General features: G+C 43.6%; 13 protein-coding genes. 5 read left to right on the top strand and 8 right to left on the bottom strand.

Annotated features, from left to right (window positions below; translation table 11 throughout):
* Together ACWYVB_RS20660 and ACWYVB_RS20665 are read left to right on the top strand one after the other, a co-directional pair.
* Positions 1 to 141: flagellin (locus ACWYVB_RS20660; RefSeq protein WP_331442293.1), on the top strand; the 141-nt coding region annotated here is incomplete at its 5' end.
* Positions 142 to 257: 116 nt separating this feature from the next.
* Positions 258 to 1,382: a flagellin gene (locus tag ACWYVB_RS20665; protein WP_395200666.1), complete on the top strand. Its 1,125-nt coding sequence runs from the start codon at positions 258 to 260 to the stop codon at positions 1,380 to 1,382.
* Positions 1,383 to 1,462: 80 nt separating this feature from the next.
* Here the strand turns inward: ACWYVB_RS20665 and crr are convergent, their stop codons facing one another.
* The 5 genes from crr to cysZ all read right to left on the bottom strand — a co-directional run bounded on the left by crr (position 1,463) and on the right by cysZ (position 6,393).
* On the bottom strand, positions 1,463 to 1,972 hold the full coding sequence (gene crr, locus ACWYVB_RS20670) for a PTS glucose transporter subunit IIA (RefSeq protein WP_005382041.1): 510 nt from the start codon (positions 1,970 to 1,972) through the stop codon (positions 1,463 to 1,465).
* 121 nt (positions 1,973 to 2,093) lie between these two features.
* Complete coding sequence (gene ptsI, locus ACWYVB_RS20675; RefSeq protein WP_005393100.1) at positions 2,094 to 3,818, bottom strand: phosphoenolpyruvate-protein phosphotransferase PtsI; 1,725 nt, start codon at positions 3,816 to 3,818, stop codon at positions 2,094 to 2,096.
* Between the two features lie 140 nt (positions 3,819 to 3,958).
* Positions 3,959 to 4,216, bottom strand: a complete 258-nt coding sequence (locus ACWYVB_RS20680) for an HPr family phosphocarrier protein (RefSeq protein ID WP_005382043.1) — start codon at positions 4,214 to 4,216, stop codon at positions 3,959 to 3,961.
* Between the two features lie 300 nt (positions 4,217 to 4,516).
* Positions 4,517 to 5,485, bottom strand: coding sequence for a cysteine synthase A (gene cysK / locus ACWYVB_RS20685; protein ID WP_005382045.1), 969 nt, complete (start codon positions 5,483 to 5,485; stop codon positions 4,517 to 4,519).
* A gap of 164 nt (positions 5,486 to 5,649) precedes the next feature.
* Complete coding sequence (gene cysZ, locus ACWYVB_RS20690) at positions 5,650 to 6,393, bottom strand: sulfate transporter CysZ (RefSeq protein ID WP_025998633.1); 744 nt, start codon at positions 6,391 to 6,393, stop codon at positions 5,650 to 5,652.
* Positions 6,394 to 6,644: 251 nt separating this feature from the next.
* On the opposite strand from cysZ, the gene zipA reads away from it, so the two are divergent.
* The 3 genes from zipA (at position 6,645) to ACWYVB_RS20705 (ending at position 11,624) form a co-directional block, all read left to right on the top strand.
* Positions 6,645 to 7,601, top strand: coding sequence for a cell division protein ZipA (gene zipA, locus ACWYVB_RS20695; RefSeq protein WP_395200665.1), 957 nt, complete (start codon positions 6,645 to 6,647; stop codon positions 7,599 to 7,601).
* A 90-nt stretch (positions 7,602 to 7,691) separates the two neighbouring features.
* Entirely contained in the window at positions 7,692 to 9,704 is a 2,013-nt protein-coding gene (ligA, locus tag ACWYVB_RS20700) for an NAD-dependent DNA ligase LigA (RefSeq protein ID WP_395200664.1), read from the top strand.
* Between the two features lie 510 nt (positions 9,705 to 10,214).
* A complete protein-coding gene (locus tag ACWYVB_RS20705; RefSeq protein WP_257889165.1) occupies positions 10,215 to 11,624 on the top strand; it encodes an OprD family porin in 1,410 nt (469 codons plus the stop codon).
* A gap of 338 nt (positions 11,625 to 11,962) precedes the next feature.
* On the opposite strand, the gene ACWYVB_RS20710 is transcribed toward ACWYVB_RS20705, so the two are convergent.
* The 3 genes from ACWYVB_RS20710 to ACWYVB_RS20720 form a co-directional block, all read right to left on the bottom strand.
* On the bottom strand, positions 11,963 to 12,142 hold the full coding sequence (locus ACWYVB_RS20710; RefSeq protein WP_074191004.1) for a hypothetical protein: 180 nt from the start codon (positions 12,140 to 12,142) through the stop codon (positions 11,963 to 11,965).
* A 324-nt stretch (positions 12,143 to 12,466) separates the two neighbouring features.
* Positions 12,467 to 12,928 carry an NfeD family protein gene (locus ACWYVB_RS20715; RefSeq protein ID WP_005393089.1) on the bottom strand — a complete coding sequence of 154 codons (462 nt, stop codon included), beginning with the start codon at positions 12,926 to 12,928 and terminating at the stop codon, positions 12,467 to 12,469.
* A gap of 3 nt (positions 12,929 to 12,931) precedes the next feature.
* Entirely contained in the window at positions 12,932 to 13,849 is a 918-nt protein-coding gene (locus ACWYVB_RS20720; RefSeq protein WP_005393087.1) for an SPFH domain-containing protein, read from the bottom strand.
* Positions 13,850 to 13,997 lie beyond the last annotated feature (148 nt).

Here is a 13,997-nt window from a genome sequence, read left to right on the forward strand (position 1 = left end):
TCGAAGAGCCGTATCAAAGATACTGACTTCGCGAAAGAAACGACTCAAATGACCAAGTCACAAATTCTATCGCAAGCGTCAAGCTCAATCCTTGCGCAAGCGAAACAAGCGCCAAACTCAGCGCTAAGTCTGCTAGGTTAAGCACCTTAATAAGACAAGATACAAAAGCCAGGCTCATCCCTGGCTTTTTTGCTTATCGGCTATAACGTTTAGATGCGTCCCAACAGGATGTTCGACAAGGCACTCATATCGATTAGATGGTCTCTTTAAATACCAATGTTGCCGCGATGGTGGCGCAGAGACACTTGAGTCAAGCAGCAGCGCAAAACGTCGAATCACAACGCAACCTCACTTCTGGTTTTCGAATTAACTCGGCGAGTGATGATGCGGCAGGTTTACAGATATCCAATACTCTCCATGTGCAAACGAGAGGGCTTGATGTCGCCTTAAGAAATGCGCACGATGCTTATTCGGTCGCGCAAACCGCGGAAGGCGCGTTACATGAGAGCAGTGATATTTTGCAACGGTTACGCTCTCTAGGGCTTCAAGCGGCAAATGGTAGTAACGATACCAGTGACCGACAAAGCATCCAATACGAGGTCGTAGCGCTGCAGGATGAGCTTGATCGTGTCGCGATCACGACAACATTTGCGGATAAAAACCTGTTTGATGGATCTTACGGTTCACAAAGTTTCCATATTGGAGCGAACGCTAATTCAATCTCTTTGACGTTACGTAATATGCGTAGCCATATCCCAGAGATGGGAGGGCAGCATTATGTTGGTGATGCGGTTGATAAAGATTGGCGAGTCACTAAAGATAACCAAACTCTAAAAGTCGAATACCAAGACAGTAAAGGGCAAACCCAAACGGAATCCATTGGGCTCAAATTGGGTGATCGCATAGAACAGGTCGCCACTTACATCAATGCTCAACAATTGGTAGTGAGTGCCTCAGTAACGGAAAACAATGAACTGCAATTCTTTGCCTCTACGATGAATACGCCAGAAGGAGTGGAGTTAGAAGGCAGTTTAGCGGATGAGCTTGATATAAGCACTGGTCAATTAGTCACAATGGATGACATCGATATGTCGACGGCTGGTAAGGCGCAGCTTTCAATTGGGGTGATTGATGCAGCGATCAAGTACGTTGATTCGCACCGAAGTGAAATTGGCAGCTTTCAGAATCGTGTAAATGGTTCTGTGGATAACTTAAATACCGTGAATCGGAGTGTTACGGAATCCAAGAGTCGAATAAGAGATACAGACTTCGCAAGAGAATCTACGGAAATGGTGCGTTCTCAAGTGCTCCAAGATGCGACAACTGCGTTATTGGCTCAGGCAAAACAAAGGCCGAGTTCGGCACTTGGTCTACTCAGTTGAATCTGGTAAGAAAGCATAAACTTCAGGTAATAAAAAACGCTGCCAATGGCAGCGTTTTTTCGTGTTCGGCTAAGTAAAAATTACTTAGTTACACGTAGAACTGGAGTTTCACCAACAGTCACAGAACCAGAAAGCTTGTTCAGCTCTTTGATTTCGTCCATGTTAGAGATAACAACTGGAGTTAGCGTTGACTTCGCTTTCTCTTCTAGAAGAGCTAGATCGAATTCAATTACAGTGTCGCCAGCTTTAACAGTTTGACCTTCTTCAGCGATACGCGTGAAGCCTTCGCCTTTTAGTTCAACTGTGTCGATACCGAAGTGAACGAAAAGCTCAACACCGTCGTCAGACTCGATAGAGAATGCGTGGTTAGTTTCGAAGATCTTACCGATAGTACCGTTTACAGGAGCTACCATTTTGTTGCCTGCTGGCTTGATAGCAATACCGTCACCAACGATTTTCTCAGCGAAAACAACATCTGGCACGTCTTCGATGTTTACAATCTCACCAGAAAGTGGCGCGATGATTTCGATAGCACCAGCGTCAGCGCTGTCATCAGATACAAGCTTCTTAAGTTTGTCAAACAGACCCATTGTGTCATGCTCCTAAGGTTTGGTTTTATTCTGTCGAATTATAGTATACCAATATAGCGCATTAGACGACTTTTTTCGCCGTCTAATGGCCATTAAGTATTGAATTACTTGGTACTACCGATTACTGAGCTTTCTCAGCAATAAACTTTTCTACCACGGCTTCGATTTCTGCAGCTGTTGGTAAAGAAAGGGCTTCTTCAGCCATTGCTTTCACTTCTGCGAAGTTAGAGTTACGAACTACTTTCTTCACTTTAGGGATTGAAATGCCGCTCATTGAGAACTCGTCCAGACCCATACCTAGAAGTAGAAGCGTTGCACGCTCGTCACCTGCAAGTTCACCACACATACCAGTCCATTTACCTTCTGCGTGAGAAGCGTCAATAACTTGCTTGATCACGGTTAGTACTGCTGGTGATAGTGGGTTGTAAAGATGAGAGATCATCTCGTTACCACGGTCTACCGCTAGCGTGTACTGAGTTAGGTCGTTTGTACCGATAGAGAAGAAAGACACTTCCTTCGCTAAGTGGTGTGCGATCGCAGCAGCAGCAGGAGTTTCAACCATAACACCGATTTCGATGTTTTCGTCGAACGCGTGGCCTTCAGCACGTAGCTCTTCTTTGTACTCTTCGATCGCTTTCTTAAGCTCACGGATTTCTTCGACAGAGATGATCATTGGGAACATAATACGCAGTTTGCCGTGTGCAGAAGCACGTAGGATGCCACGTAGCTGATCACGAAGGATTTCACGACGATCCAGGCTGATACGTACAGCACGCCAGCCTAGGAATGGGTTCATCTCTTTTGGAAGATCCATGTATGGGAGATCTTTATCGCCGCCGATATCCATAGTACGGATGATCACAGCTTGACCGTTCATTGCTTCCGCAACTTCTTTGTACGCTTGGTACTGTTCTTCTTCAGTTGGAAGTGCAGTACGGTCCATAAATAGGAATTCAGTACGGTACAGACCAACACCTTCACCGCCGTTACGGAGGATACCGTCACAGTCTTTCACTGTACCGATGTTACCGCAAACTTCTACACGGTGACCGTCAGTCGTTTCTGCGTGCAGGTCTTTCAGTTTCGCTAGCTCTTCTTTTTCAGCTAGGAATGCCGCTTTAACCGCTTTCGCTTCTTCTAGTTCAGCTTCTGATGGGTTAACAACAATCTTGTTGTTCATCGCGTCAAGAATCAGCATATCGCCATTCTTAACTTTTTTCGTGATGTCGTTAGTACCAACGATAGCTGGAAGCTCAAGAGAGCGAGCCATGATTGAAGTGTGAGATGTACGACCGCCGATATCACAAGCAAAACCAAGTACGTAGTCTAGGTTAATTTGTGCCGTTTCAGATGGCGTTAGGTCGTAAGCAACTAGGATAACTTCTTCATTGATGTCGCTAAGCGAAACAATGTTGATACCCAGTGCGTTTTTCACAAAACGAGAACCGATATCGCGGATGTCAGTTGCACGTTCTTTTAGGTATTCGTCATCTAGTGACTCAAGAGCACATGCTTGCTCTTCGATAACTGAGTGGATAGCGTGATCCGCAGTCATCTTGTCGTTTTTGATAAGTGCTAGGATCTCTTCTTCTAGCTCTTCGTCTTCAAGAAGCATGATGTGACCTTCAAAGATCGCTTCTTTTTCTTCACCAAACGTTTCAAGCGCTTTTTGCTTGATAGTTTCTAGCTGAGCTGCAGATTTGTTACGAGCGTCGAAGAAACGCTGAACTTCAGCTTCTACTTGATCGTCAGAAATAGTGTTTGTGTTTAGGACAATTTCATCTTCTTGAAGTAGTAGTGCTTTACCGATTGCAATACCAGGAGATGCTAGGATGCCTGAAATCATAGCCTTACCTTAAGTTTGGTCAACTTTATAAAACGGGAGAATAATGGGTGCGCTAACGAATAGTTTTAGCTTAGTTTTGAGCCTATTTCCAACGAAGCCATTTTGCTTTCACAAAATGGCTTCTGGAGTAGGAGACCGGATTAGTGTAGTTGGTCCATTAGAGCAACTAGGTGGTCAACTGCTTGCTGAGCTTGTGGGCCTTCAGCAGAAATAGTTACTTGAGTACCTTTTACTAGGCCTAGTGTTTGTAGTTTGAATAGGCTCTTAGCGCTAGCGCTTTTACCGTTAGAAGTCACAGTGATGTCTGCGTCGAATGCTTTTGCTTCTTTAACAAACTGTGCAGCTGGACGAGTGTGAAGGCCGTTTTCTGCTGTGATTTCTACTTGCTTCTCGTACATGTGATATACCCCAATAAATGTATTTTTTTGTTAGTTTGTGACTAGATTTTAGCTTAACTGCTTTACATCTTGTGCGCTAGCACGGGAAGAGTTCAAAGCGCGTCAGTTCTGATACTAGTCAAAAGTTTGGTAACTACGCAACTGTTTGCGTGCGTAATCACTTTGAAACCTTTTTGTGTTCCGCTTCTTTATTTTGAAGCTAGAAATAAAACACCCTGATATTACCAAAGGTAGGGCAGGGATCAACAAAAAAGCCCCTAAACGGGGCTTTTTTAAACTAAAAATTGATTTGAACACATATTATTGTTGGTTCTCTTTTTCGGTAAAGATACCTGCAAAGAGTGCTGTACTTAGGTAACGCTCACCTGAACTTGGTAGAACGGTTACAATTGTTTTTCCTTCAAATTCAGGGAGTTCTGCAAGTCGGTTAGCTGCAACAACAGCCGCGCCGGATGAGATACCAGCTAGGATACCTTCCTCTTCCATTAGGCGACGAGCCATCTCAATCGCTTCTTCTGAGGTGACTTGCTCAACACGGTCAATAATGTCTAAATCGAGGTTACCTGGGATGAAACCAGCGCCGATACCTTGGATTTTGTGCGGAGCAGGTTGGATTTCTTCGCCAGCAAGTGCTTGTGCAATAACTGGAGACTCTGCTGGCTCAACTGCAACAGAAGTGATGGCTTTGCCTTTTTCACCTTTGATGTAACGGCTTGTACCTGTGATAGTACCGCCCGTACCGACACCAGCAACGAATACGTCGATTTCACCGTCTGTAGCTTCCCAAATCTCAGGGCCCGTAGTCTTTTCGTGGATCTCTGGGTTCGCAGGGTTGTCAAATTGTTGAAGAAGTAGGTACTTCTCAGGGTTGCTTGCTACGATTTCTTCTGCTTTAGCAATCGCCCCTTTCATGCCTTTCGCCGCTTCAGTCAGCTCAAGGTTAGCGCCCAGTGCTTTAAGTAGCTTACGGCGTTCTAGGCTCATTGATTCAGGCATGGTCAATGTTAGCTTGTAACCGCGAGCGGCCGCTACGAATGCTAGAGCAACACCTGTGTTACCACTGGTAGGTTCTACAAGCTCTACACCTGGCTTAAGAAGCCCCGCTTTCTCTGCTTCCCAAATCATGTTTGCACCGATACGGCACTTAACACTGAAGCTAGGGTTACGCGCTTCAATTTTCGCGAGAACTTTGCCTTTGCTTACTTTGTTTAGACGAACGAGAGGTGTATTACCGATAGTAAGAGAGTTATCTTCGTAGATTTTGCTCATAGTGATGTTCCTTCATTACACGTTGTGTGAATATGGATAGAAGAATATGCGGTATGAAAAAAAGGGAAAAGGATTAAAAAGTTATATCTTATTAGGTTGGCCCAGAACTCGATAAAAGAAAAGGGAAAAGCTGGCGCAGATCCCTTTCCTTAATCTCTAATCGACTATCGTTGGTGCTTAAACTCCGCCACCCACATAGCGGTTGCGCCACATATTGCTACAGGCATGACAATGAGGTTCAAAATTGGGATCGTCGTAAACACAGACACCAATACCCCAAAGCCATAGGCCTTACCTTGCTTTTGTTTCAATTTGTAACGCATGTCGTTAAATGGGATTTTATGGTTATCAAACGGGTAGTCACAATATTGAATCGCGAGCATCCAAGCGGTAAAAATAAACCATAAAAATGGGCCTACTGTTTGCCCAAGGGCAGGGATGAGCAATAACAGGAATAGGCCTATTGCTTTAGGTAAGATGTAAAGCAGCTTTCTCCATTCACGAGCTAAAACGCGAGGAACATCTTTCAGAACGGCAGTGAATCCATCATCATTTACTTTTTGTCCCGTTAAGTACTCTTCCACTTTTTCAGCTAAGAGGCCATTGAATGGCGCGGCGATAAAGTTCGCGAGCGTGCTGAAAAAATAGGAGAAGGTAGCGAGTATCGTCAGAGCGAGTAAAGGCCAAAGAATGTAAGTTAACCAGGATAAAAACTCAGGCAGCTGCCCAATCCAGCCTTCTATCCATATATTAAGGTTTGAAAATAGATAGAAGATGGCACCACCTACAAGCAAGATATTTGCAAGTAGAGGTAAGATGACAAAGCGCCTGATTTTAGGGGCAAGTGCCAATTGTATCCCGTATAGAAAATAACCGAACCCGGTTCTCTGCTGATTGTTTTGCTTCATGTCTATTTTGGCTTCGTGTAAATGAAAACTCATTGTACCTGTGAGGACTTTTCTTTCAATGCCCTGACAAATGACGTCTTGTTAAGTGGAATCGTGGCAAGAATCACAACAAAAAACGGAACTTCTTGCATTAAGTTGTTCTAAATCTACATATAGTTTTGGTAAAGTAAACGTATCATTCAGATTTATTGCACTTGGGTTGCTGCTCAAGGAACTGCGAGTAGTAAAAACAAGTATATTGAGAGTAAATAATGCAGGAATTGCGATTCGTACTCATTGTTGTTGGCGCATTAGCCATCGCGGCATTACTGTTTCATGGTTTATGGAGCAGTAAAAAAGAAGGCAAAGCAAAGTTTGGTAACAAGCCGCTTGGTAAGCTGGATGTTGACCAAGGGGACAAAAATGATATTGTCGAGAAAGAACGAGACTTCGCTCCCGCTCCTGAAGATGACTTTGAGATCATTCGTAAAGATCGCAAAGAACCAGATTTTGGGATGGCGAGTTCTTTCGACAACAAGTTTGAATCTGACCCGTTATTCGGTGGTCCATCTGAAGTAAAACAGACACAGCAGGAGCCAGATGACATCCCTTCATTTGTTGCAGAAAAAGATAAAGAAGAGGACGTTGAGCCTGTTGTTCAAGCACCAGTAGTTGAAGAGCCACTCCAGCCTGCTGTGGAAGAAGAAGCTATTCCCGCCGCGTTTGATATTACGGAGAAAGAACAGCAAGTCGAAACGGTTAGCGACCCTGTCCTTGCTGAGCCTAAGGAAGAGCCAAAGCCTGAACCTGAAATGCAAGTGATTGTATTGAATGTGCACTGCGCGGGTGAAGAGCCATTTGTTGGTACTGCTTTATTTGAGAGTATGCAACAAAACGGCTTAATTTATGGCGAGATGGATATTTTCCACCGTCATGTCGACTTGTCCGGTAACGGCAAAGTGCTGTTTAGCGTCGCTAATATGATGCACCCTGGTACGTTTGAGCATGCTGATCCTGCTGAGTTTACAACGAAGGGTATTTCATTCTTCATGACATTGCCTTGTTATGGCGAGGCTGAACAGAACTTCAACTTAATGCTCCGAACTGCGCAGCAAATTGCTGATGATTTAGGTGGCAACGTGCTTGATGACCAGCGTAACTTAATGACGCCAGACCGTTTAGCGTCTTATCGACGTCAAATAGTTGAGTTTAATGCCGCTAACGCATAATCTTAACAGCAAATAATAATAGGGCTCCGGATGGAGCCCTTTTTCTTGGATTTCCCAACCTCACCGATTGAAAATACACGGGGCTTTACTATGTCTGAATCAGTACTTCAGCGATTAGAAGAACTAAAAGAGTCGTTGCATTACCACGCTGTGCGTTACTACGTGGAAGATAACCCAGAGATCCCTGATGCCGAGTACGACCGCTTAATGCGAGAGCTCCTGGATATTGAAGCTGAGAACCCTGATTTAATTACCGTAGATTCACCAAGTCAACGTGTCGGTGGACAACCTCTCTCTGCGTTTAGCCAAGTGACACATGAAGTACCGATGCTTTCGCTTGATAATGCGTTTGATGACAGCGAACTTGATAGTTTCCATAAGCGAGCACAAGAGCGGGTGGGCAGTCAGAGTGTAAAAGAATACTGTTGTGAGCCGAAACTGGATGGACTCGCAGTTAGTTTACTGTATGAGAACGGTGTGTTAGTTCAGGCGGCAACACGAGGCGATGGCACTACTGGCGAGAACATCACAGAAAATGTACGTACGATTAAAGCCATTCCTTTAAAACTCAGGGGTAATGACTGGCCAAATCGTCTTGAAGTTCGTGGTGAAGTCTTTATGCCGAAAGCTGGGTTTGAAAAGCTTAATGAATTAGCAAGGAAGAAAGGCGAGAAAATCTTTGTTAATCCACGTAATGCTGCGGCAGGTAGCTTACGACAATTGGATTCACGCATTACGGCTTCTCGTCCGCTTAGCTTCTATGCATACAGTGTAGGCGTGGTGCAAGGCGCTGAATTGGCGGCAAGTCACTACGAACGCTTCTTGCAAATTAAATCTTGGGGATTACCAATGTGCCCGGAGACCAAGCGAGTTGAAAGTTTGGCGGATGTAAAAGCTTACTACCAAGATATCTTGCAGCGTCGTGATGCCCTTCCTTATGAGATCGATGGTGTCGTCATTAAAATTGACGATATTGCCGTGCAAGAGCGTCTTGGATTTGTTGCTCGCGCTCCACGTTGGGCGATCGCCTACAAATTCCCGGCTCAGGAAGAAATGACGACGTTGAATGAGGTGGAATTCCAAGTCGGTCGTACTGGTGCGATTACACCTGTTGCTAAACTAGAGCCTGTATTTGTTGGCGGGGTAACGGTAAGTAATGCGACGCTTCATAACGCAGATGAGATAGAACGTCTGCAAGTTAAGATCGGTGATCACGTTGTGATTCGTCGAGCGGGTGACGTTATTCCTCAAGTTGTTTCTGTCATCAAAGAGCGTCGACCAGAAACAGCGCGAGATATTATTTTTCCAATTCAGTGTCCTGTTTGTGGTTCGCATGTTGAGCGGATCGAAGGAGAGGCGGTAACACGTTGCACGGGTGGCTTAGTTTGCCAAGCTCAACGTAAACAAGCGCTAAAGCACTTTGTGTCTCGTAAAGCGTTAGACGTTGACGGTCTAGGCGATAAAGTGATCGAGCAACTTGTTGACCGTGAGATGGTGAAAACTCCTGCTGACTTATTTAAGTTATCTGCTGGGATTTTAACGGTATTAGATCGCATGGGGCCAAAGTCTGCGCAGAACATTGTGAATGCGTTAGAAAAATCCAAAGAAACAACGTTACCTCGCTTTTTGTATTCGCTTGGGATTCGTGAAGTTGGCGAAGCAACCGCCGCAAACCTAGCAATGCACTTTAAAACGTTGGAAGCCATCCAAAATGCTAACGAAGAGCAGTTAATTGAAGTGCAAGACATCGGTGCTGTGGTTGCTCAACATATTACGACTTTCTTCAGTGAAGAGCAGAACCAAGCAGTGGTTAAAGATTTGCTTGAACAAGGGATCCACTGGCCAGAGATTAATACGACTGAGCAGGTAGGAGAGCTACCGTTAGAAGGTAAGACAGTTGTATTGACAGGAACACTTTCTCAATTAGGTCGCACAGAGGCTAAAGAAGCCCTCCAATCCCTAGGTGCAAAAGTGACAGGTAGTGTTTCTAAGAAAACGGATATTTTGTTTGCTGGTGAAAATGCAGGTTCGAAGTTGGCAAAGGCACAAGAACTGGGTATCGAGATCAAAACAGAACAAGACTTACTCGAGTTGATGAATTAAGTATTATCAAAAAAGCTAAAAAATAACTAAAAGCCCCACATGGTAAGCATGTGGGGCTTTTTCTTGCTCATAATTAAGTGCTTTTTGATTGAGTTATTTGTGCTTTTTATCTTTTCAGTGATCAAGATCTCCCATTGAATTATTAAGGTTTTTTACTTCTTTAGTCTGCGAGTGACTTCAAGTTGGAATTCTAGGGTGTGGTTTAAGTTATTGATATTTAATGTTTAACTGTGTTTTTGTGTTGGTGTTGTTAAAAGTAAGATCTGGATCAACAACTTATATGGAACTTTGGACTGGCTCATATTTTTTTAGAAAAAAAATAAGTTCCGTTTGGATGTTTTTAGCTGCGAAGTTAGTCTTAATCACGTGGATACACGGTGTGTATGCAGGAACTAAAAAAAGCCAAATTAGAAATAATGAGGTTTGATCAGGAATTTACTTCTCTCCTTCGGCGGCCAACTAAAGGTGAGATAGAAAAATACAGCTATATCCATTTTTAGGAGTTTTTCCATGGACAAATTTTTTAAGGTTTCAGCGTTAACCGCAGCAATGTTTGGTGTTGTTGCTGTTGCTCCAGCTACAGCGTCTACTGAAAGTGCAGCAGGTGGCGAGTACGTCGAGAAAGTGAACGAATTTATGCAAGACTCTAGTCTTAATGCATTATTTCTAGTTGATACTCGTTCTCGTACTCGTACAACAGGTAAGCCTGGCGGTGAAAACGGTGACCGTTGGAGTCGTCTAAACTACTCTTCTTACAACGCAATTTTAGACTTTACTTCTGGCTACCACGATGGTTGGGTTGGTGCAGATGTTGCGGCTTACTATTCTGGCGACCTTTACAACGATAGCCTTTACAATTCAAACGAAGGCTACCTATGTAACGAAATTTCAACTTGTAACAACCTAGACTGGGGTGCAGGTGATGGTCAACAGCTTAAAGTTTACAAAGCAGCACTGAAGTTCAAAGCAAACGAAAGCTTCAACGCGCGCTTTGGTATGCTACAAGCGGGTGGTAACGGTACTATTGGTAACGTTTGGAGTTTCGTACCTGGTACTTACCGTGGTTTCGAACTGAACGCTAAACTAGGTGATTTCAACCTAAGCTACTTTGGTGCAGACCAATTTACAGCACCTTGGCTACTTCACGAAGATGACTACGCGCCAGCGCTTTGGTCTGACACGTCATGGAGCTACCTACACTCTCTAGGCCTAAACGGTAACCTAACTGACAGCTTGTTTATGCAACTTGGTTTGGGTCAAGCTACTGGCGTTCAATATGCAAATGGTATCGACTGGGGTGCAGGTCAAGTAACTAGCTACCACAACGAAACTGACAACACTTCTTACAAGGCTTACTTGAAGTACACTGTGAGTGACCGTACAACTCTAGCATTTGATTTCTACGGTGTTGACGATGATGTGAAATACGATGGTCTAGGTTTCCACACTGGTCTATCTTTGAATCAATCTTTCGGCAAGCTAGCTTGGATGTCTGAGCTACGCTACACAGACACAGACAACCGTGCTGACTTCGTTCCACGTACAATTCATACTTACGGTATGAACAACGGTACTTGGTCTCAGTGGTGGGATGCACTGTCTGACTGGAACAAAGCGGGTGAGCTAGCGTGGTACAACCGTCTATCTTACAACCAAGGTAACGGCTGGAACTACTACCTAGGCTTTGGTTACGGTACTGGAGCTGATTCTGTAGCAAGCGGTGCATCAGGTGACTGGGATTACGAAAGTGAATACGCAGTTAACGCGACAGTATCTTACTCTCTACAGAGTGGCGCACTGAAAGGTTCTACGATCCGTCTACACGGTACAATCCTAGAGCGCGATGAGTACGCTGGTGCTGGTGATGCGGATGAAACAGACCTACGTCTACAAGTTCTTATCCCTTACAGCTTCCACTAATACTTAGTGAGATGATAAAAAGGAGCCGCTAGGCTCCTTTTTTATTTTACTTCTCGACCATCATATATTTTGCAATATAACGGCGGTAACATATGCACGTTACCGTTTGGTAACTCACACTTTATCTCTGGGGCTAGCGTACGTCCACCTGAAGCACCATTGGCATGAGTAGTTAATGGAGCTAGGGCAAAACATGCTAACAATAGACTAGCTAAAAATCTCATAATCATCACCTTAATGTAGACATTGAATATCTACTTGCTTGGGTAAATAATGACTTTACTTAAAAGTAAGGTATCAATAGTTTACTTATATCGAACTAACTACTGACTTCTATATTAGTTCCATTCTCCGCCTCTAAATCGACACATTTCACTTGGAATATTAGTGACATCACCGCTTGGCAATTTACATTCGACTATCGGTCCTAAATTAGTTGTACCACCATTTCCGTTGGTGTAGGCAAAGGAAGAAAAAGAAAAGATACCGCATAACATTAAAAAGAGAAGTTTCTTCATAGTACATCCTCTTACTTACCAAATAAAAAGCATTCAACTTAAATGCTTATGCGTTAAGTATGTATGGGGGGGCAAAAAGATCAAAAAATAATTCAATAAAGTTTTATTTTTTAAAATAAATTTAGAAAGATAATTTATATCGATATATTTCTATCTTATTGATTATCGTATGATGAAGAATTAAATAATTGGAAGAAGAGGGTAGGTATTAATAATATTTCTGCTACTTATTTTTTGTTCGATTTTAATTAAATCAATGAAATGAAAGCGGTTGTTTAGATTAAAGTAATGGAGCATAGTTATGCCCCATTACTTTGGCATAAATTACTTAGAATCAGGCTCAATGATTAAAATAATACCATCGATATCTTTTATTTTAACGCGCGTTCCTGCTGGAAGTGCTTGATCCGACTGTGCCGACCACGTGGTATCGGCAACCTTGATACGATTGAGCCCAACAGAAAAGTCCTCTTCAATGGTAAGTGTGCGTCCGATTAACTGCTTATACTTTTGGTTCAGATCTCTTTCTTGGTCTTCTTTCTTGTCTTGAGACCATTGTCGTCGCCACCATAACCAAGTGGTGATTAAGCTGAAACTTGCAAAGCAAAGCCATTGTAATTGCCAGCTCATTGGCAAAACGGTCATTAGTGCCCCAACGATAAGTGCAGAAACTCCGAGCCAGAGAAAATATCCCGCAGTCCCAAGTAGTTCTACCGCTAGAAGTGCAAAACCGAAGGCTAGCCAATGCCAGAAAGAGACGCCTTCCAGCAAACTGAAAAAGTCCATAAGTTATTCTTTATCTTGTTGTTTAAACATCTCTGCTATCCCTGCAACCGAGCCCATTAGTCCGGTCGCTTCTAATGGAAGCATAATGATTTTGCCGTTTTCGGCTTGACCAATACTTTTGATCGCTTCGGTATAGCCCTGAGCAATGAAGTAATTGACGGCTTGCATATCGCCTTTGGCAATCGCTTCAGAAACCATATAAGTCGCTTTTGCTTCTGCCTGCGCGGCGCGTTCTCGAGCTTCAGCATGGAGAATAGCAGACTGCTTTTCGCCCTCAGCTTTTAATATCTCCGATTGCTTATGACCTTCAGCCTTTAAAATTTCAGCTTGGCGTACCCCTTCTGCTTCGAGAATCTCCGCTCGTTTATTTCGCTCGGCTTTCATTTGAGCATTCATCGCCGCTGTTAGATCGGATGGTGGCTGGACATCTTTTATTTCAATTCGCGTGACTTTTACACCCCACGGGTTGGTGGCTTGGTCAACAATTGCCAGCAGCTTGGAGTTGATCATGTCACGCTGACTCAGCATTTCGTCCAACTCCATTGAGCCTAAAACGGTACGGATATTGGTGAGAGTTAAATTTCTAATGGCATGTTCCAAATCGTTGACTTCATAAGCCGCTTTGGCAGCATCGATGACTTGAACAAATCCGACCGCATCAATAACCACGTTAGCGTTGTCTTTTGAAATAACTTCTTGCGCTGGAATATCAAGAACGCGCTCCATCATGTTGACTTTTTGCCCTATCTTATCAACAAATGGGATGATCAAGTTTAAGCCGGGTTTTAGCGTATGGGTGTAGCGTCCGAAGCGTTCGACTGTCCAGTTATTTCCTTGTGGCACCGTCTTAATGGCTGAAGATAAGATAACTACAGCAAGAACGACGAAAATACCGATGGTAATCAGTGAATCAATTGGCATGAGTTATTCCCTTAAGTGCATAATGTCCGATTCATTTTTACCTATTTATAGACAATAGACAATTGAAGTTCTGAGAACCTTAAGAGGTTATTGGTTTTTTTATATAACAAAGGCCGGAATATCCGGCCTTTAGTTGAAGTTTCGCTTT

This window comes from Vibrio sp. JZG10 (assembly GCF_054064075.1).

What these genes read in the sequence shown, in the direction of transcription:
- crr (WP_005382041.1), bottom strand. Translation starts at nt 1,972, where the DNA reads ATGGGTCTGTTTGACAAACTTAAGAAGCTTGTATCTGATGACAGCGCT.
- ACWYVB_RS20705 (WP_257889165.1), top strand. Translation starts at nt 10,215, where the DNA reads ATGGACAAATTTTTTAAGGTTTCAGCGTTAACCGCAGCAATGTTTGGT.
- ACWYVB_RS20665 (WP_395200666.1), top strand. Translation starts at nt 258, where the DNA reads ATGGTCTCTTTAAATACCAATGTTGCCGCGATGGTGGCGCAGAGACAC.
- ACWYVB_RS20680 (WP_005382043.1), bottom strand. Translation starts at nt 4,216, where the DNA reads ATGTACGAGAAGCAAGTAGAAATCACAGCAGAAAACGGCCTTCACACT.
- cysK (WP_005382045.1), bottom strand. Translation starts at nt 5,485, where the DNA reads ATGAGCAAAATCTACGAAGATAACTCTCTTACTATCGGTAATACACCT.
- ligA (WP_395200664.1), top strand. Translation starts at nt 7,692, where the DNA reads ATGTCTGAATCAGTACTTCAGCGATTAGAAGAACTAAAAGAGTCGTTG.
- zipA (WP_395200665.1), top strand. Translation starts at nt 6,645, where the DNA reads ATGCAGGAATTGCGATTCGTACTCATTGTTGTTGGCGCATTAGCCATC.
- ACWYVB_RS20710 (WP_074191004.1), bottom strand. Translation starts at nt 12,142, where the DNA reads ATGAAGAAACTTCTCTTTTTAATGTTATGCGGTATCTTTTCTTTTTCT.
- ptsI (WP_005393100.1), bottom strand. Translation starts at nt 3,818, where the DNA reads ATGATTTCAGGCATCCTAGCATCTCCTGGTATTGCAATCGGTAAAGCA.
- cysZ (WP_025998633.1), bottom strand. Translation starts at nt 6,393, where the DNA reads ATGAAGCAAAACAATCAGCAGAGAACCGGGTTCGGTTATTTTCTATAC.
- ACWYVB_RS20720 (WP_005393087.1), bottom strand. Translation starts at nt 13,849, where the DNA reads ATGCCAATTGATTCACTGATTACCATCGGTATTTTCGTCGTTCTTGCT.
- ACWYVB_RS20715 (WP_005393089.1), bottom strand. Translation starts at nt 12,928, where the DNA reads ATGGACTTTTTCAGTTTGCTGGAAGGCGTCTCTTTCTGGCATTGGCTA.